At 64.9% G+C, this 17967-nt stretch carries 16 protein-coding genes; 12 read left to right on the forward strand and 4 right to left on the reverse strand.

Annotated features, from left to right (window positions below):
* Positions 1-85: 85 nt before the first annotated feature.
* The 7 genes from CLN94_RS07405 (at position 86) to guaA (ending at position 8222) form a co-directional block, all read left to right on the forward strand.
* Complete coding sequence (locus CLN94_RS07405) at positions 86-1183, forward strand: GlxA family transcriptional regulator (protein WP_096432844.1); 1098 nt, start codon at positions 86-88, stop codon at positions 1181-1183.
* A 188-nt stretch (positions 1184-1371) separates the two neighbouring features.
* Positions 1372-2550 carry an ABC transporter substrate-binding protein gene (locus CLN94_RS07410; RefSeq protein WP_096432703.1) on the forward strand — a complete coding sequence of 393 codons (1179 nt, stop codon included), beginning with the start codon at positions 1372-1374 and terminating at the stop codon, positions 2548-2550.
* A gap of 115 nt (positions 2551-2665) precedes the next feature.
* The gene (locus CLN94_RS07415) at positions 2666-3526 is read left to right on the forward strand and encodes an ABC transporter ATP-binding protein (RefSeq protein ID WP_096432705.1); all 861 of its coding nucleotides are present in this window, start codon (positions 2666-2668) and stop codon (positions 3524-3526) included.
* Positions 3523-4227: an ABC transporter ATP-binding protein gene (locus tag CLN94_RS07420; protein ID WP_096432707.1), complete on the forward strand. Its 705-nt coding sequence runs from the start codon at positions 3523-3525 to the stop codon at positions 4225-4227. Before CLN94_RS07415 ends, CLN94_RS07420 begins: the two co-directional genes overlap by 4 nt.
* 3 nt (positions 4228-4230) lie before the next feature.
* Positions 4231-5238 carry a branched-chain amino acid ABC transporter permease gene (locus CLN94_RS07425; protein WP_096432709.1) on the forward strand — a complete coding sequence of 336 codons (1008 nt, stop codon included), beginning with the start codon at positions 4231-4233 and terminating at the stop codon, positions 5236-5238.
* A complete protein-coding gene (locus CLN94_RS07430; protein ID WP_096432711.1) occupies positions 5235-6566 on the forward strand; it encodes a branched-chain amino acid ABC transporter permease in 1332 nt (443 codons plus the stop codon). The genes CLN94_RS07425 and CLN94_RS07430 overlap by 4 nt, the downstream gene beginning before the upstream one ends.
* 90 nt (positions 6567-6656) lie before the next feature.
* Positions 6657-8222, forward strand: coding sequence for a glutamine-hydrolyzing GMP synthase (guaA, locus tag CLN94_RS07435; RefSeq protein WP_096432713.1), 1566 nt, complete (start codon positions 6657-6659; stop codon positions 8220-8222).
* Positions 8223-8369: 147 nt separating this feature from the next.
* On the opposite strand, the gene CLN94_RS07440 is transcribed toward guaA, so the two are convergent.
* Positions 8370-8984: a hypothetical protein gene (locus CLN94_RS07440; RefSeq protein WP_245845141.1), complete on the reverse strand. Its 615-nt coding sequence runs from the start codon at positions 8982-8984 to the stop codon at positions 8370-8372.
* Positions 8985-9285: 301 nt separating this feature from the next.
* Between CLN94_RS07440 and CLN94_RS07445 the strand changes: the two genes are divergently transcribed.
* The gene (locus tag CLN94_RS07445) at positions 9286-10218 is read left to right on the forward strand and encodes an outer membrane beta-barrel protein (protein WP_096432715.1); all 933 of its coding nucleotides are present in this window, start codon (positions 9286-9288) and stop codon (positions 10216-10218) included.
* 95 nt (positions 10219-10313) lie between these two features.
* On the opposite strand, the gene aroB is transcribed toward CLN94_RS07445, so the two are convergent.
* A complete protein-coding gene (gene aroB / locus CLN94_RS07450) occupies positions 10314-11423 on the reverse strand; it encodes a 3-dehydroquinate synthase (protein WP_096432848.1) in 1110 nt (369 codons plus the stop codon).
* Complete coding sequence (locus tag CLN94_RS07455) at positions 11423-12001, reverse strand: shikimate kinase (protein WP_096432850.1); 579 nt, start codon at positions 11999-12001, stop codon at positions 11423-11425. Before CLN94_RS07455 ends, aroB begins: the two co-directional genes overlap by 1 nt.
* Before the next feature lie 205 nt (positions 12002-12206).
* Between CLN94_RS07455 and CLN94_RS13980 the strand changes: the two genes are divergently transcribed.
* From CLN94_RS13980 to CLN94_RS07470, 4 genes are read left to right on the forward strand one after another with little or no spacing between them, the layout of a single operon-like run.
* Positions 12207-12353, forward strand: a complete 147-nt coding sequence (locus tag CLN94_RS13980) for a hypothetical protein (RefSeq protein ID WP_179300263.1) — start codon at positions 12207-12209, stop codon at positions 12351-12353.
* Positions 12343-13932, forward strand: coding sequence for a hypothetical protein (locus CLN94_RS07460; RefSeq protein WP_245845143.1), 1590 nt, complete (start codon positions 12343-12345; stop codon positions 13930-13932). The genes CLN94_RS13980 and CLN94_RS07460 overlap by 11 nt, the downstream gene beginning before the upstream one ends.
* The gene (locus CLN94_RS07465) at positions 13929-14879 is read left to right on the forward strand and encodes a site-specific tyrosine recombinase XerD (protein WP_096432717.1); all 951 of its coding nucleotides are present in this window, start codon (positions 13929-13931) and stop codon (positions 14877-14879) included. Before CLN94_RS07460 ends, CLN94_RS07465 begins: the two co-directional genes overlap by 4 nt.
* A gap of 31 nt (positions 14880-14910) precedes the next feature.
* On the forward strand, positions 14911-16230 hold the full coding sequence (locus tag CLN94_RS07470) for an HlyC/CorC family transporter (protein ID WP_096432719.1): 1320 nt from the start codon (positions 14911-14913) through the stop codon (positions 16228-16230).
* Positions 16231-16375: 145 nt separating this feature from the next.
* Here CLN94_RS07470 and CLN94_RS07475 read toward each other — a convergent pair whose 3' ends face one another.
* Positions 16376-17920, reverse strand: coding sequence for a trimethylamine methyltransferase family protein (locus CLN94_RS07475; protein ID WP_096432721.1), 1545 nt, complete (start codon positions 17918-17920; stop codon positions 16376-16378).
* Positions 17921-17967: the final 47 nt, after the last annotated feature.

The following is a 17967-nucleotide window of genomic DNA, read 5'->3' on the forward strand; positions in this document are numbered from 1 at the left end:
CGAAGGGTGAGGCCCGTCGAAGCCCTCTTGCGGCAGGCGCAATTCCCTGCTTCTGTCGAAAGAAACCGTCATGTGAGTGTCGCAAATGCGCCCTGCAAAACCCGCCCGCAAAACGCCTCGCCCCGCGTCTTCGCAGGGCTCGCTGCGCGTCAATGTCCCAGCGCAACCGCGCCGCTTCGTGTTCCTGCTGCTTGAGCGGTTCACGATGATGGCCTTCACCTCGGCGGTGGAACCCTTGCGTCTGGCCAACCAGGTCTCGGGCGCGAAGCTTTACGACTGGAAACTGGCCTCGGAGGATGGCGCCGAGGCGCGCGCCTCGAACGGCGTGCGGCTGGCGGTGGACATGGGGTTGAGCGATGTCGGGCGGGACGATACCGTGCTGGTCTGCGGCGGTATCGACGTGGTCGAGGCCACCACCAAGCCGATCCTGAACTGGCTGCGCCGCGAGGCGCGGATCGGCGCGGGCGTGGGCGGGCTTTGCACCGGCGCCTGGGCAGTGGCCAAGGCCGGGCTTCTGGACGGCAAGCGCGCCACCATCCACTGGGAAAACCAGGACAGTTTTGCCGAGGATTTCGACGAGGTTCTGCTGACCAAATCGGTTTTCGTGATCGACGGCAACCGGCTGACCACGGCGGGGGGCATGGCCTCGCTGGACCTGATGCTGCGGCTGATCGCGCGCGAACATGGCGAGGCGCTGGCCAATACCGTCGCCGACCAGTTGATCTACAACGCGATCCGCACCGATCAGGACAGCCAGCGGCTCTCGATCCCGACGCGGATCGGGGTGCGCCATCCCAAGCTCGCGCAGGTCGTGCAGCAGATGGAGGCCAATCTTGAGGAACCGATCAGCCCGGCGCGCCTCGCCGAAGAAGCCGGCATGTCGACGCGTCAGCTGGAACGGCTGTTCCGGCGCTACCTGAACCGCTCGCCCAAGCGCTATTACATGGAGATCCGCCTGCAGAAGGCGCGCAACCTGCTGATGCAGACCGAGATGAGCGTGATCAACGTCGCGCTGGCCTGCGGGTTTTCCTCGCCCTCGCATTTCTCGAAATGCTACCGCGCCCATTACCAGACCACGCCCTATCGCGAGCGCGGCACCTCGGGAGGCCCGCATGACGAGGGCGCCCTGCCCGAGGACCTCCTGGAAATCGGGTTCCCGGCCGATTTCGACGATCTGGAGTAAGGCGGTGCCGCGTCGCGACGTCAGCCTGTTTTCGCAATATTCTTCGAGATATCTTGAAAAACGGATAGTTTTCTTCGAACAAACCGCGCGATCCGCCTCAAGGAAGCAAGCCTGTGCTATTTTCTTTTTACACAGCGCGCACTAACCTTGCGCGTCAGATAACATCTGCCAACACGGGAGTGAAACATATGAAAAAAATGCTGCTGACCACCACCGCCGCCCTGCTCGTCGCAGGCAGCGCCATGGCGGAGGACGTCAAGATCGGCGTTTCGCTGGCCTTCACCGGCCCGCTCGAATCGATGGCGCCGCACATGGCTGCGGGCGCGGAACTCGCGATGAAAGAGGTCACCGAGTCCGGCAAGCTGCTGGGCGGGGTCACCGTCGTTCCGGTTCGCGGCGACACCACCTGCATCGACGCCGCCGCCGCCACCGCGACTGCCGAGCGTCTGATCACCGTGGAAGGCGTGAAAGGGATCGTCGGCGGCATGTGCTCGGGCGAAACCGGTGCGCAGCTTGAGAACGTCGCGATGCCGAACGGCATGGTGATGATCTCGCCCTCGGCCACCTCGCCGGCACTGACCAGCAAGGAAGACAACGGCCTGTTCTTCCGCACCGCGCCTTCGGATGCGCGCCAGTCGGAAGTGATGGCGGATATCATCCTTGAAAAAGGTATCTCCTCGGTCGCCGTGACCTACACCAACAACGACTACGGCAAGGGTCTGGCCGATGCGTTCGAGGCCGCCTACACCGCCAAGGGCGGCAAGGTGACGATCAACGCGCCGCATGAAGACGGCAAGGCCGATTACGCCGCCGAGATCGGCGCGCTGGCCGCGGCCGGTGGCGACGCGCTCGTGGTGGCGGGCTATGTCGACCAGGGTGGCTCGGCGATCATCCGTGGCGCGCTCGATCAGGGCGCCTTCTCGACCTTCGTGCTGCCCGATGGCATGGTCGGCGCCAAGCTCGAAGAGAACTTCGGCTCGGAAATCGACGGCTCCTTCGGCCAGCTCCCGGACTCGATGGGCGACGGCAAGGCGAAATTCGCCGCCATGGCCGATGGCTTCGACCCGACCGGCGCCTATTCCGGCGAGGCCTATGACGCCGCCGCGCTGATCATGCTGGCCATGCAGGCCGCTGGCACCACCGACGCCAATGTCTACAAGGACAAGGTGATGGACGTCGCCAACGCTCCGGGCGAGCCGATCCTGCCGGGTGAACTGGGCAAGGCGCTCGAACTGCTCGCCGCTGGTCAGGACATCGACTATCAGGGCGCGTCCTCGGTCGAGCTGATCGGGCCCGGTGAATCGGCCGGCACCTTCCGCGAGATCGAGATGAAGGACGGCAAAGTGGATACGGTCGGCTACCGCTGATCGCATAACGAAGCGGAAACAGCCCGAGGAAACTCGGGCTGTTTCTTCATTATAACAATGCCATAAAGGCCAGACTTCATGCAAAACGCATGATCAAATAACGCTTGGGGACTGCATGATACGGGTCGAGAACCTGCACAAGCATTTCGGCGGATTTCGTGCCGTGGATGGCGCGTCGCTGGAAATCGCCACTGGCTCCATCACCGGGCTGATCGGCCCGAACGGGGCCGGAAAATCCACGCTTTTCAACGTGATCGCGGGCGTTCATAAGCCGACGTCCGGGCGTGTCACGATGGATGGCGAGGATATCACCGGCCTGCCGCCGCATGAGCTGTTCCACAAGGGGCTGCTGCGCACCTTCCAGATCGCGCATGAATTCCCCACGATGACCGTGCGCGAGAACCTGATGATGGTGCCCGGCGGCCAATCGGGCGAGACGCTCTGGAACGCCTGGTTCAACCGTGGCCAGATCGCGCGCGAGGAAGAGGCGCTTCGCAAGAAGGCCGACGAAGTCCTTGAATTCCTGACGATTACCCATCTGGCGGATGAATATGCGGGCAACCTCTCGGGTGGCCAGAAAAAGCTGCTGGAACTGGGCCGCACGATGATGGTCGAGGCCAAGATCGTGTTTCTCGACGAGGTCGGCGCGGGCGTGAACCGGACGCTTCTGAACACGATCGGCGATGCGATCGTGCGCCTCAACAAGGAGCGCGGCTATACCTTCTGCGTGATCGAGCATGACATGGATTTCATCGGGCGGCTTTGCAACCCGGTCATCGTGATGGCCGAGGGCAAGGTGCTGGCCGAGGGCTCGCCCGAAGAGGTGCTGGCCAATGAGGCGGTGATCGAGGCCTATCTGGGCACCGGCCTCAAGAACAAGATCAAGGCCGAGGAGGCGCTGGAAAGCCAGCGCCACGAAACCCACGGCGCGCAACCCGGACTGGGCGACGAAGCCGGCAAAGGGGGCGCGGCATGAGCTATCTCGACGCATCCGGCATGACCGGCGGCTATGGCGGGGCCGATATCCTGCACGACTGCACGCTCAAGGTCGATCTGGGCCAGATCGCGGTGATCGTGGGCCCGAACGGCGCAGGCAAATCCACCGCGATGAAGGCGGTGTTCGGCATGCTGAACCTGCGCGAAGGCAAGGTCCTGTTCGACGGCGAGGACATCACCGCGCTCTCGCCGCAGGACCGCGTGCGCAAGGGCATGGGGTTCGTGCCGCAGGTCAACAACGTCTTCCCGACGATGTCGGTCGAGGAAAACCTCGAGATGGGCGCCTTCATCCGCGAGGACGATTTCCGCGAGACGATGGAGCAGGTCTATGACCTGTTCCCGATCCTGCGCGAAAAACGCCACCAGAACGCAGGCGAATTGTCGGGCGGACAGCGCCAGCAGGTGGCCGTGGGCCGCGCGCTGATGACGAAGCCCAAGCTCCTGATGCTGGACGAGCCCACCGCAGGCGTCAGCCCGATCGTGATGGACGAGCTGTTCGATCGCATCATCGAGGTGGCGCGCACAGGCATCTCGATCCTGATGGTCGAACAGAACGCCCGCCAGGCGCTGGAGATCGCCGATATCGGCTATGTTCTGGTGCAGGGCGCGAACCGTTACACCGACACCGGCGCGGCGCTTCTGGCCGACCCGGATGTGCGACGCACTTTCCTGGGGGGCTGAGAGATGGATTTCCTGAACGCTCTGGTGGCTCTCACCAATTACATCATCATTCCCGCCTCGACCTATGGCGCGCAGCTGGCGCTGGGGGCGCTCGGCGTGACGCTGATCTACGGCATCCTGCGGTTCTCGAACTTCGCCCATGGCGACACCATGGCCTTTGGCACCGGGCTTGCGATCATCGTGACCTGGGGGCTGCAGGCGATGGGTGTCTCGCTCGGGCCGCTGCCGACGGCAATGCTGGCCCTGCCCTTTGCGATTGCGGGCACAGCGGTGCTGGTGCTGGTGACCGACCGGCTGGTCTATGCCCATTACCGGCGGGTCAAGGCCAAGCCCGTGACGCTGGTGATGGTCTCGGTCGGCGTGATGTTCGTGATGAACGCGGTGACGCGTTTCATGATCGGGGTCGATGACATCAAATTCGCCGATGGTGCGCGTTTCGTGATCTCGGCGCGCGGCTTCAAGGAGGCGACGGGGCTCGCCGAGCCCCTGGCCTTCCGCACCACGCAACTGCTGACGCTGGTGACGGCGGCGATCATGGTGGCGGCGCTGTTCTGGTTCCTGAACCGCACCCGCACCGGCAAGTCGATGCGCGCCTTCTCCGACAACGAGGATCTGGCGCTTCTGTCGGGGATCAACCCGAACCAGGTCGTGCGCGTGACCTGGATCATCGCGGCGGGGCTGGCGGTGACCGCGGGCACGCTTTACGGCCTTGATAAAAGCTTCAAGGCTTTCAACTACTTCCACCTGCTGCTGCCGATCTTCGCGGCGGCGATCCTGGGCGGGCTTGGCAGCCCCCTGGGCGCGATCGCGGGCGGCTTCATCATCGCCTTTTCCGAGGTCGGCGTGACCTATGCCTGGAAAAAGGTGGCAACCTACATGATCCCGGGCTTCGAGGCCGAGGGGCTGCTGCAGCTCCTCTCGACCGAATACAAGTTCGCAGTGAGCTTCGTGATCCTGATCGCGGTGCTCCTGTTCAAACCCACGGGTCTTTTCAAGGGGAAAGCGGTATGAGCGGCAACCGGACCTCGGCCTCGCAGAACATGGGGCTGCGTTACACGCTGGTGGCGCTGGTGCTGCCGGCGCTGTTCATCATCGAGTGGATCAATGGCGGGCCGAATGCGGCACTGGGGATCCTGAACATGGGGCTGATCTCGGCGATCCTGGCGCTTGGCGTGAACCTGCAATGGGGCTACGCGGGGCTGTTCAACGTGGGGATCGTGGGCTTCATCGCGCTTGGCGGGCTGGCGCCCGTGCTGGTGGCGATGCCGCCGACCGAGGGCGCAATGTCGGCGGGCGGCGGGCGCATCGCGCTGGCGCTTCTGGCCGGGATCGCGGCGATTGCGCTGGCGATTGCGGTCAACCGCAAGGCGCCGGGCAAGACCCGGATCATCGCCGTTCCCACCGTGCTGATCGCGGGCTTCGCGATCTTCCGGATGATCTTCGATCCGGGCGTCGAGGCGGTGCAGGCGATCAACCCCTCGGCCACCGGTTTCCTCGGAGGCATGGGGCTGCCGACGCTGCTGGCCTGGCCGCTGGGCGCCGCGCTGGCCGCCGGGGCCGCCTGGGCCATCGGCAAGACCGCGCTCGGGTTGCGCTCGGATTACCTTGCGATTGCCACGCTCGGCATCGGCGAGATCATCGTCGCGGTGCTGAAGAACGAGGAATGGCTCTCGCGCGGCGTGATGAACGTGAACGGCATCCCGCGCCCCTGGCCCGTGCCCTACGAGATCGACATCCAGGCCGATGCGGCCTTTATCGAGCGCGCGGCGGGGCTTGGGCTCGATCCGGTCACGGCCTCGACGGTGCTGGTCAAGCTGCTTTACACGGGGCTCTTCGGCGCCGTGCTGCTGGCGCTGATCTGGCTGTCGCAGCGCGCGCTGAATTCGCCCTGGGGCCGGATGATGCGCGCGATCCGCGACAATGAGATCTCCGCCGCTGCGATGGGCAAGGATGTGACCCGCCGCCACCTGCAGATCTTCATCCTCGGCTCGGCGGTCTGCGGGCTTGCTGGCGCGATGCTGATCTCGCTCGACGGGCAGATGATTCCTTCGGGCTACAACCCGCTGCGCTACACCTTCCTGATCTGGGTGATGGTGATCGTGGGCGGGTCTGGCAACAACTGGGGCTCGGTCGTGGGCGGCGTGCTGATCTGGTATCTCTGGATCAAGGCCGAGGTCTGGGGCCCGCAGATCATGGACCTCGTCACCGCCTCGATGCCGCCGGGCGACCTGAAATCGCATCTGCTTGATTCGGCGGCGCATATGCGGCTTCTGGTGATGGGTCTCGTGCTGATCCTGATGCTGCGTTTCTCGCCCTCGGGGCTCCTGCCCGAGCGCTGAGGCCGCAGCGCCACCGAAAATGCCATCAGAGCCCGGGGGCAGCGCCGCCGGGCTCTTGCTTTTGGCCCCCTGCCCGCCTATTCCCCGCACATGACCCAGCATCAACGCCTCCTCATCATCGACTTCGGTTCTCAGGTCACGCAGCTGATTGCGCGCCGCCTGCGCGAGCTGAACGTCTATTGCGAAATCCACCCCTATCAGAACGTCACCGACGCGTTCCTGCAGGATTTCGCCCCCCAAGCGATCATCTTCTCGGGCGGTCCGGATTCGGTGACCCGTGAAGGCTCCCCCCGCCCGCCGAAATCCGCCTATACGCTTGGCGTGCCGATCCTCGGCATCTGCTATGGCCAGCAGGTGATGATGCAGGATTTGGGCGGGTTGGTCGAAGCCGGCCAAAGCCACACCGCCGAGTTCGGCCGCGCCTATGTGACGCCCGGCGCCGAGCGGATCGACCTGTTGAACGGCTGGTTCATGGAAGGCACCGGCCGCGAGCAGGTCTGGATGAGCCATGGCGACCATGTCAGCCGCCTCGCGCCCGGCTTTGAGGTCTATGGCACCTCGCCCGGCGCGCCCTTCGCGATCACCGCGGATCTCGCGCGCAATTTCTACGCCGTGCAGTTCCACCCCGAGGTGCACCACACCCCGAACGGCAAGACGCTTTACGAAAACTTCATCCGCATGGCGGGCTTCACCGGCGACTGGACGATGGCGGGCTATCGCCAGCAGGCGATTGACGCGATCCGCGCGCAGGTGGGCGACTCGCATGTGATCTGCGGGCTTTCGGGCGGCGTCGACAGCTCGGTCACCGCGATCTTGCTGCACGAGGCGATCGGCGATCAGCTGACCTGCGTCTTCGTCGACCACGGGCTGTTGCGGCTGAACGAAGCCGAAGAGGTCGTGAAAATGTTCCGCGACCATTACAACATCAAGCTGATCCATGCCGACGAGAGCGATCTGTTCCTCGGCGCGCTCGAAGGCGTTTCCGACCCCGAGGTCAAGCGCAAGACGATCGGCAGGCTCTTCATCGACGTGTTCCAGAAATACGCCAATGACATCAAGGATGCCGAATTCCTGGCGCAGGGCACGCTTTACCCTGACGTGATTGAATCGGTCAGCTTCTCGGGCGGGCCCTCGGTCACGATCAAGTCGCACCACAATGTGGGCGGGCTGCCAGAAAAGATGGGGCTCAAGCTGGTCGAGCCGCTGCGCGAACTGTTCAAGGACGAGGTGCGCGCGCTGGGTCATGAACTGGGCCTGCCGGCGTCCTTCATCGGCCGCCACCCCTTCCCGGGGCCGGGCCTTGCCATTCGCTGCCCCGGCGAGATCACCCGCGAGAAGCTGGAAATCCTGCGCAAGGCGGATGCGGTCTATATCGACCAGATCCGCAAGCACGGGCTGTATGATGACATCTGGCAGGCTTTCGTGGCGATCCTTCCCGTGCGCACCGTGGGCGTGATGGGCGACGGGCGCACCTATGACTACGCCTGCGCGCTGCGCGCAGTGACGAGCGTGGACGGCATGACCGCCGATTACTACCCGTTCAGCCATGAATTCCTCGGCGAGACCGCGACGCGGATCATCAACGAGGTGAAGGGCATCAACCGGGTGACCTACGACATCACCTCGAAGCCCCCGGGCACGATTGAATGGGAGTGAGCGGCGGCGCCCCTCGGGGCCGCAAAATCCTTCCAGTGGAAGGATTTTAGCCGCGAACGCCTGAGGGCCAGGCCCGAAGGCTGCGGCCCGCGCACCCAAAGGTGCACCCAAATCCAAGCGGCGCGGATCTCTCCGCGCCGTTTTCGTTTAGTTGCTGTGCATCGGCGCGTGCTCGCAGGTGACGTTCGGGTTGAACGGCAAGAGCGGATCGCTCGGATGGTCGCGGAACAGCCAGACATGCTGGTCGTAATGCGGCATGAACCCATGCGCCTCATCGCCGGGCGTGTCGGGATTATCCGCCATATGGTCCCACATCCGCCCGCTCGTCATCGGCGGCCCGTCATTCCCTTCGGCTTTCCAGGCTGCCTCGAACACGAGGTTCTCGATCCCGACCAGCACCATCGACCCATCCGCCTGCGGTTCATAAAGAAGGATCGCGGGCTGCATGAAATCGGTATGCGTGCTCGCGCCATCGACACGCCCGCCGGGCGGAGCGAGCTTCAGCAGATCGGGGCGCAGATAGTGGATACCCATGCCGCCCCATTCGGGCGGAAGCCCCTCGGCGGCGGCATAAACGCACATCCCCGACGGGTCGGGAATATAGCCCTCGGCCAGGGCCACATTCACATCCTGATATTTCTCGGCATTGGCGCGCAATTCTTCAAGGTCATACTCAGCACTCAGAACCGGGCTCGCGGCCAACCCGAACAAGCATCCAAGCGCCGCGCCGAAAGCGCGCCGCATCGTTGATTTTCGTGGCATGTCTATTCTCCCTGTTCGCGGACAAACGCGTTGCCCTAAGGGAAAGTATCCGCCCGAAATCGCTGTTCACAAACAGTTTTCTTCACGCGCGCCAAAGCGTCCGCCCCGCACTTCGTCATGGAACGCGCCCGAGGGGGTATCGTGTGCCCTCTGTCAAATCCGCGCTGCGCGCATATGTCACATGTCACAGAAACACAACAAACCATTTAAATTCAATGTCTTGTCTGGCACCAAATTGCAGACTCAATGCCCGCGTGTTAACCTTCGTAAATAGGACATTAATGCATTTCTGGAGGGAAACATGAAACGCTCACTCACTCTGCTTGCCGCCCTGTCGCTCAGCGCGGCGCCCTTTGCGGCCGCCTATGCCCAAGACATCACCGGTGGCGCGACCCTCGGCTACGGGTTCTCGGACATCTCCGATCTTGACCTCGATGTCGACACCCTGACCTTCGACGGTCGCATCAAGGTTGATGTCGGCAATGGCATCAGCTTCGGCGCGCGTCTTGACGCTGCCCGCATCGACATCGACGGTGCCCCCGACACGATCGGCGCCTCGGTCATCGGTGCCGATGTGGCCTATGCCTTCGGCAACGGCTTCTCGTTCGGTGTCTATGCCGAACAGGGCAAGATCACGACCGACATGCTGCCCCTCGACATCACGCTGACCTCTTACGGCGTGAGCGGCGGCTATGCCTTTGCCAAGGGCGATGTCAGCGCCTTCGTCGGCGTCTCCGACACCAGCCCCGACCTGCCGGGCAACGTTGACATCCACGACTTCGGGATCGCGGGCAAATATGCGCCGATGCAGAACCTGGTTCTGGCCGGTGCTTTCACCCGCACCACGGTCAGCATCCCGGGCGACGATATGGATCTCGACTTCCTCGGCGTCGCGGCGGCCTATGATATGACCCCGAACTGGACGGTCTTCGCGGGCTATGCCAACAGCTCGATCGACTTCGGCGGGCTTGATGCGGATCTCGACAGCTACGGCATCGGTGTTAGCTATGACACCTCGGCGCTGATCAAGGTGAACTCGTTCGCCTCGCTCGAACTGGCCCGCACCGACCTGTCGGTGGACGGCATGGGCGATGGCGACATGGATACCGTGCGCATCGGCCTGACCTTCCCGATCGGCGGCATGGGCACCAAGGTTCCGATGAACAGCGTTGCCGACGCGATCATGAACCCGGCCCATAGCGCCGTGTCGCAAACGGTTCTGGCCGCTTTCTGATCGGTCTGTCCTGACGAAAACGGGCGTCGGCCAGTCCTTGGCCGACGCCCTTTTCTTTTGCTCTGCCGGGTTTTACGGACCGTTTCTGCCGCGCTTTAGCCGCGCGCGGCCAGCGCCTCGACCAGCACCGTTTTCAGCACGTCACGCGGCACGTCCGAGGTCACAAAAGCCTCGCCGATCCCGCGCGCAAGGATGAAGCGCAGCTTGCCATCGAGCACTTTCTTGTCTTGTCCCATGAGCTCGATCAATGCGTCGGCATCCGGCAATTCCCCGGGAATATCAGACAGATCCACCTTCATCTTCATGTCGCGCAAATGGGCGCGCACGCGGCTCGGCGCCTCCTGGCTGCACAGGCCGAGACGCTGGCTCAGTTCAAAGGCCAGCGCGCAGCCGATCGCCACGCCCTCACCATGCAACAGCCGGTCGGAATAGCCCGTGGCCTTTTCCAGCGCGTGGCAGAAAGTGTGGCCGAGGTTCAAAAGCGCGCGGTCGCCCTCTTCGGTTTCGTCGCGCGCGACGATCTCGGCCTTCATCTGCACCGAGCGCGTCACCGCATAAAGCCGCGCGTCCTTGTCACCCGCCGCCATCGCCGGCGCATTCGCCTCGAGCCAGTCGAAGAAAGCCGTATCACCCAGAAGCCCGTATTTCACCACCTCGCCATAGCCCGCGAGGAAATCGCGCTCGGGCAGCGTGTCGAGAATGCCGATATCGGCCAGCACGAGGCTCGGCTGATGGAAGGCGCCGATCAGGTTCTTGCCTTGGGGCGCATTGATCCCGGTCTTGCCGCCGACCGAGCTGTCGACCTGCGCCAGAAGCGAGGTCGGGATCTGCACGAAACGCACGCCCCGGCGCAGCACGGCAGCCGCGAACCCCACGAGGTCACCAATCACGCCGCCACCGAAGGCCACGACGATATCCTTGCGCTCGACCTTCTGTTCCAGCAGCCATTCGACCGCGCGGGTGAACTGCGGCCAGCCCTTGGTGGCCTCGCCCGCGGGCAGCGCGAGGCTGACCATCTCGATGTCGCCCAGCCCCTTGCGCAGCGCCTCCAGATGCAGCGCGCCGACGGTCTCGTCGGTGATCACCGCGACGCGCGGGCGGCGCAGCAGGGGCGCGATCTCGGCGCCTGCGGTCTCCAGCAGCCCGGTGCCGATGCGCACCTCATACGAGCGTTCGCCCAGTTCCACCCCGACCGTGTTGCGCATCATGCTTTCTCCTCGAACAGTCCCGGCGCGGCGGCCAGCGCGCGCGCCACCTTTTGCGCCATATCCAGCACGCTCAGCCCCTCTTCCGCCTCCACCGCGATCTGCGCCTGCGCATAGGCGGGCTCGCGTTGGGCCAGCAATTCATTCAACGTCCGGCGCGGATCGGCGGTGCGCAAAAGCGGGCGCGTGTTCTTGTGGCGCACGCGCTGCCAGAGCAGATCGGCATCGACCTTGAGCCAGACCGAAACCCCCATGCGCGCGATCATCTCGCGGTTCTCGGGCGAGATGAAGGCCCCGCCGCCGGTCGAGACGATCGCGGGCGGGCCAGACAGAAGCCGCTCGATCACCTCGCGCTCGCGGGCACGGAAAAACGGCTCGCCGTCACGCTCAAAAATCTCGGCAACCGACATCTGCGCGGCGCGCACGATTTCTTCGTCACTGTCCAGAAACGGCACACCCAGAAGCCGCGCGAGCGCCGTACCAACGGCGGTCTTGCCCGAGCCCATCATCCCCACCAGAACCACCGTCCGGTTGAGCTGCCCGTAGCGCTCCGTCTCGACTTGCTCCTGCCCTGTCACCGCATCGGCCCCCTCGCCGCCCCGCGCAAGGAACCGCCGATCGGCGGGCGCTTGCGCAATCGTGATCACCGGGCCCTTCAATGGCGTGAACTTCGGGGAATTGCCATATATAATCGACCCGATTACATCGAAGAGGCCGCGTCAGCGCGGTCAAATCAGGCAAGCGGCGCAAACCGCAAGACAGAGCAGAACCGAAAGAGAGATTATGGGGCGCATCCTCAAGGCCGTTTTCCTCCTCCTCCTTCTCGCCGCGATCGGGACGGTGATCTACGCCTATATCGGCAACATGGCGCCGGTGACCTCCGAGCAACGCATCGAGGTCGATCTGACGGGGGCCAAGAGTGGCGGCTGATCCGCGCCTGCGCCTGCGCGGCCTGTGGCTGAGCGCGGCGCTTTTGCTTGGCGTGCCTGCCGCCGCGCAGGACAATCCGCTTTCCGCGATCGACTGGCTGTCGAACTCGGTGCTGACCGGCACGACCTATCGCGACCAGCCCAATGCCTCGCGCCCGGTGCTGCCGCCGGTGATCGGCGAGGCACCGGTGTCTTCGGGGCTGCGCCTCGAGGATGTGGCGGTGTTTTCGCTTGATGCGCCGACGCCGGATGCGATCGGCTTGCTGAGCGCCCGCCGCACGGGTCTGCCGCGCGATCTTTGGGGCAGCTCGCCCGAGGCCGAACTGGCCGCGATGCTGCGCAAGGAGCGCGCCGATACCCTGCCCGCGATCCAGGGCCTGTTGATGGAGCTATTGCTGGCCGAGCTGGCGCCGCCCGAGCAATCGGACAAACGCGCCAGCGGGCTGCTGTTCCTCGCGCGGGTCGACAAGCTGCTGGACCTTGGCGCGCTGGAACCGGCGCTGGCGATGCTGGCCGAGGCGCCTGCGAACCATCCCGAGATTTTCCGCCGCCGGTTCGACGCGGCGCTATTGATCGGTGAAGAGGATCGCGCCTGCGAGGCGATGGCCGAAAGCCCGCTGATCGCGCCCTCGCTACAGGCGCGGGTGTTCTGCCTTGCGCGCGGCGGCGACTGGGAGGCGGCGGCGCTTCTGTTCGGCACCGGGCGCGTGCTGGAGCCGCTGCCGCCCGAAACCGACGCGCTGCTGGAACGCTTCCTTGAACCCGAGCTGGACGACGCCGGCCCCCTGCCGCCGCCCTCGCGCCCCTCGCCGCTGGTGTTCCGCATGATGGAGGCGATCGGCGAGCCCCTGCCCACGAACGACCTGCCGGTGGCTTTCGCGCAGTCCGACCTGCGCGCGAATAACGGCTGGAAGGCGCGGCTTGAGGCCGGCGAACGGCTGGCACGCACGGGCGTTCTGGATGCCAACCAGATGCTCGGGCTTTATACCGAGAATGACTCGGGCCCCTCGGGGGCGCTCTGGGACCGGGTGCGCGCGATGAGCCGCCTCGATGCCGCGATGCGCGCGGGCGAAACCGAGACCGTCGCCGAGATCCTGCCCGAAGCCTATGCGCTGATGGAAACGGTCGAGTTGGAGCCGCTCCTTGGGCGGCTCTGGGGCGAGGATCTGGCCAAGCTCGAACTGCCGCCCGAAACCCGCGCGCTGGCCTTCCGGATCGGGCTTCTGTCGCCCGCCTATGAAAAGATCGCGCAGGCCCATACCCCCACCGATCTCGACGAGCGGCTCCTGATCGGGCTCGCGCGCGGCTCGACCGCAGGCATCCCCGCGCAGGATCAGCTTGGGCTCTTGCTGAAGCGCGTCTTCGACCGCAACGCCACCAACCTTCCCGACGCCTATCGCGATCTCGTGCCCGGTCAGTTGGGCCTCGCGCTGTTGCGCGCGCTCGACGATGTGACCGAGGGCGCCAAGGGCGATTACACGCGGCTCGAAGCCGGGTTGCGGCTGTTGCGGATGTCGGGCCTTGAAGACGAGGCGCGGCGCGCGGCGCTGGAACTGCTGATCCTGGAGCGGCGCGGATGAGCGCGCCGCCCAACCTGCGCTGGGTCGCCACCTTCCTTGAGGCACAGGTCGCCGAGGTCGGAGCCTCGCCCAACACAGTCCTTGGATATGGTCGCGATCTCGCTAACTTCCTTGGCTTTGTTGAAGCAAAGAACCTGCAACTGGAAACGCTGGAACGCGGCGATATCGAGACCTATCTGATCCGCTGCGAGGCCGAGGGGCTGGCCAAATCGACCCGCGCCCGCAGGCTCTCGGCGATCCGGCAATTGTTCCGGTTCGCCTATGACGAGGGTTGGCGCGCCGACAACCCGGCGATCCGGATTTCGGGGCCGGGGCGCGCGCAGCGCCTGCCCAAGACGCTGACCATCGACGAGGTCGAAAGCCTTCTGGAGGCCGCGCGCGATCATGGCCGCACCGTCTCGGACCAGCTGCGCAACCGCTGCCTGATGGAGTTGCTCTACGCCACCGGCATGCGGGTGAGCGAGCTGGTCAGCCTGCCCGTCGCCGCCGCCCGTGGGCGTCCCGAGATGCTGCTCATTCGCGGCAAGGGCGGGAAAGAGCGGATGGTGCCGCTGTCGCCGCCCGCGCAGGCCGCGCTGGCCGATTGGCTCGCCTGCCGCGACGCCGCCGAGGAAGAGGCGCGGGTCCGTCACCGCACCCCGCCCTCGCGCTTCCTGTTTCCCTCCTCGGGCAAGGACGGCCACCTGACCCGCCAGAGCTTTTTCCGCCTGATCAAGGACTTCGCGGTCGAGGCGGGTGTACCCCCCGCACGCGTCACGCCGCATGTGCTGCGCCATGCCTTCGCGACCCATCTTCTGCAAGGCGGTGCCGACCTGCGCGCGATTCAGACGCTCTTGGGCCACGCCGACCTTTCCACCACCGAGATTTACACCCATGTCCTCGACGAACGGCTGAAATCTCTGGTGCTGGAGCATCACCCGCTGGCAAAGCCATCCAAGTCCTCTTGAACGGACCCGCAGGCGGCCCCATAACTCGCTCATGGATCAGATCATTCCCCTCCTCGACAGCGCCTTCTGGCTGACCGCGGGCGCCATCGCGCTGCTCTTGCTGATGTCGGCCTTCTTCTCGGGCTCGGAAACCGCCCTGACGGCGGCCAGCCGCGCCAAGCTGCGCGCGCGCGCCGACAAGGGCGACGCGGGCGCCGAAAAGGCGATGCAGGTCACCGAAGACAGCGAGCGCCTGATCGGCGCGATCTTGCTGGGCAACAACGTCGTCAACATCCTCTCGGCCTCGCTGGCGACCGCGCTGTTCACGCGGCTCTTCGGCGACTCGGGCGTGGCGCTGGCGACGCTGGTGATGACGGCGCTGGTGCTGGTCTTTGCCGAGGTGCTGCCGAAAACCTACGCGATCACCCTGCCCGAGCAGGTCGCCTCGCGCGTGGCCGCGCCGATCCGGCTGGTGACGCTGCTGCTCGCCCCGATCGTGAGCATCGTGCGCCAGATCGTGCGCGGCATTCTCTTTGCCTTTGGCGTGCGCACCGATGCCGACCAGCACATGTTCTCGGTGCAGGAGGAGATCGCCGGCGCGCTCGCGATCGGTGCCTCCGAGGGCAATATCGACAAGGAAGACCGCAACCGCCTTCTGGGCGCGCTGGATCTGGGCGAGCGCACGGTCGACGAGATCATGCTCCACCGCAGCCAGATCGAGATGGTCGATGCCGATGCCGACCCGGATGAAATCCTGAGCGTGGTTCTGGCCTCGTCGCATACGCGCCTGCCGCTCTATCGCGGCGAGCGCGAGAATGTCGTGGGCGTCATCCACGCCAAGGACCTCCTGCGCGCGGTCGAAAAGATCATGCGCGGCGGCGATGGCACGCTCAAAAGCATCGCCGATCTGAATGTGATGAAAGTGGCGATGAAGCCCTATTTCATCCCCGAAACCACGCCGCTTGATGAACAGATGCGCGAATTCCTCAAGCGCCACACGCATTTCGCGCTGGTGGTCGATGAATATGGCGACCTGCGCGGGCTGTTGACGCTCGAGGACATCCTTGAGGAAATCGTCGGCGAGATCGCGGATGAATTCGACCCCAAGGCCGAAAACCGCCTCAAGCCCACCGAAAGCGGCGATTATATCGTCGAGGGCGCGATGACGATCCGCGACCTCAACCGTGAGACCGACTGGTCGCTGCCCGATGATGAGGCAAACACGGTCGCGGGGCTGGTGATCCACGAAGCACAGACCATTCCCTATGAGGGCCAGGTCTTTGCCTTCCACGGCTTCCGTTTCGAGGTGAGCGAGCGCAAGGAAAACCGGATCACCCAGCTCAAGATCCGGCCCCTGATCCGCGCCGACTAGGGGCGCTGCCCCTCTGGCCTGACGGCCATTCACCCCGGCGTATTTCAGGCTCAGTGAAAGCCTGTTTCATCGAGCGGTAAATACTCTGGGGGGGCGCGAAAGCGCGGGGGGGCAACGCCCCCCTCCGCTCGTCTTGTTAGTCTGTTCAGAGGAAGGCGTCCGGAACGGCCGCCTTCTTGCGCGCGACATAGTCGGCCAATGCCTCGGCGATGCCGGGGTCAATGTCGGGCGCCTGATAGGTCTCGAGCATCTTGCGCACGCGTGCATGGGCCAGCGCATAGGTGTCGCGCGCGCCCTCTTCTTCCCAGGTTTCGAAGGGCTTGTAATCCAGCACCTCGGTTTTCCAGAAAGCGTCCTTGAAATTGGCCTGGGTGTGATCGCAGCCAAGGTAATGCCCACCCGGGCCGACCTCGCGGATCGCCTCCATCGCCTGACCGTTCGCGCTCACGTCGACGCCAGCGGCGAGACGATGCAGGTAGCCCAGCTGGTCGGCATCCATCACGAATTTCTCGTAAGACGACACCAGCCCGCCTTCCAGCCAACCACAGGCGTGGAGCATGAAGTTCACCCCCGCCAGGAGCCCGGTATTGAGCGTGTTCGAGGTTTCATAGGCGGCCTGCGCGTCGGGCAGTTTCGAGCCAGTGAAGCCGCCGGCCGAGCGATAGGGCAGCCCGAGGCGCCGGGCCAGTTGCCCCGCGCCCAGCGTGATCTGCGCGGCTTCGGGCGTCCCGAAAGTCGGCGCGCCCGAGTTCATGTCGATCGAAGTCACAAACGCGCCGAAAATCACCGGGGCGCCGGGGCGGATCAGCTGGCTATAGGCCACGCCCGCCAGCACTTCGGCCAGCACCTGCGTGAGCGTGCCAGCCACCGAGACCGGCGCCATCGCGCCGCCCACGATGAAGGGCGAGATGATGCAGGCCTGGTTCGCCCGGGCATAGACCTCCAGCGCGCCCATCATCGTCGCGTCAAAGGTCAGCGGCGAGTTGATATTGACCAGCGAGGTCATCACCGTATTCTGGTCGACGAACGCGTCGCCGAACAGGATCTTGGCCATCTCGACACTGTCGGCCGCCCGCGAAGGCTCGGTCACCGAGCCCATGAAGGGCTTGTCCGAGAGCGTCATATGCGCGTGCAGCATATCGAGGTGGCGCTTGTTCACCGCGACATCGGTCGGCTCGCAGACGGTTCCGCCCGAATGGTGCAGCCATTTCGACATCTGGCCGAGCTTCACGAAATTGCGGAAATCCTCGATCGTGGCATAGCGGCGCCCACCGTTCAGGTCACGCACGAAGGGCGGGCCATAAACCGGCGCAAGCACCAGGTTGCGCCCGCCGATCACCACGTTGCGCGCGGGATTGCGGGCGTGCTGGGTGAATTCATGCGGCGCGGTGGCGCACAGCTTGCGCGCAAGGCCGCGCGGGATGCGCACGCGCTCGCCGTCAACCTCGGCCCCCGCCTCGCGCCACAGATCCAGCGCGGCGGGGTTTTCAACGAAATTCACGCCGATCTCGGCCAGCACCGTCTCGGCATTGGCCTCGATGATCTCGAGTGCCTCTTCGTTCAGGATTTCGAGGTTCGGGATGTTGCGCTCGATATAGCGCGCGAATTCGACGCGCACCGCCGTGCGCTCTGCCCGCCGTGCAGCTCCGCCACCGCCACGACGTCCCCGACGATCAACCACTTCTTCCATTGCGCCCTCCGCAAGCGTTCCCTGATCCTTTTGTAGCCCGCCCCAAG

Origin of the sequence: Pseudothioclava arenosa (assembly GCF_002358085.1) — a bacterium.
In the GTDB taxonomy this organism is placed as follows: domain Bacteria; phylum Pseudomonadota; class Alphaproteobacteria; order Rhodobacterales; family Rhodobacteraceae; genus Pseudothioclava; species Pseudothioclava arenosa.

Coding starts and splice junctions, on each gene's coding strand:
- CLN94_RS13980 (WP_179300263.1), top strand. CDS start 12,207: ATGGGGCGCATCCTCAAGGCCGTTTTCCTCCTCCTCCTTCTCGCCGCG.
- CLN94_RS07445 (WP_096432715.1), top strand. CDS start 9,286: ATGAAACGCTCACTCACTCTGCTTGCCGCCCTGTCGCTCAGCGCGGCG.
- CLN94_RS07420 (WP_096432707.1), top strand. CDS start 3,523: ATGAGCTATCTCGACGCATCCGGCATGACCGGCGGCTATGGCGGGGCC.
- CLN94_RS07465 (WP_096432717.1), top strand. CDS start 13,929: ATGAGCGCGCCGCCCAACCTGCGCTGGGTCGCCACCTTCCTTGAGGCA.
- CLN94_RS07475 (WP_096432721.1), bottom strand. CDS start 17,920: ATGGAAGAAGTGGTTGATCGTCGGGGACGTCGTGGCGGTGGCGGAGCT.
- CLN94_RS07440 (WP_245845141.1), bottom strand. CDS start 8,984: ATGCCACGAAAATCAACGATGCGGCGCGCTTTCGGCGCGGCGCTTGGA.
- CLN94_RS07405 (WP_096432844.1), top strand. CDS start 86: ATGCGCCCTGCAAAACCCGCCCGCAAAACGCCTCGCCCCGCGTCTTCG.
- CLN94_RS07470 (WP_096432719.1), top strand. CDS start 14,911: ATGGATCAGATCATTCCCCTCCTCGACAGCGCCTTCTGGCTGACCGCG.
- CLN94_RS07430 (WP_096432711.1), top strand. CDS start 5,235: ATGAGCGGCAACCGGACCTCGGCCTCGCAGAACATGGGGCTGCGTTAC.
- CLN94_RS07410 (WP_096432703.1), top strand. CDS start 1,372: ATGAAAAAAATGCTGCTGACCACCACCGCCGCCCTGCTCGTCGCAGGC.
- aroB (WP_096432848.1), bottom strand. CDS start 11,423: ATGCGCAACACGGTCGGGGTGGAACTGGGCGAACGCTCGTATGAGGTG.
- CLN94_RS07415 (WP_096432705.1), top strand. CDS start 2,666: ATGATACGGGTCGAGAACCTGCACAAGCATTTCGGCGGATTTCGTGCC.
- CLN94_RS07425 (WP_096432709.1), top strand. CDS start 4,231: ATGGATTTCCTGAACGCTCTGGTGGCTCTCACCAATTACATCATCATT.
- guaA (WP_096432713.1), top strand. CDS start 6,657: ATGACCCAGCATCAACGCCTCCTCATCATCGACTTCGGTTCTCAGGTC.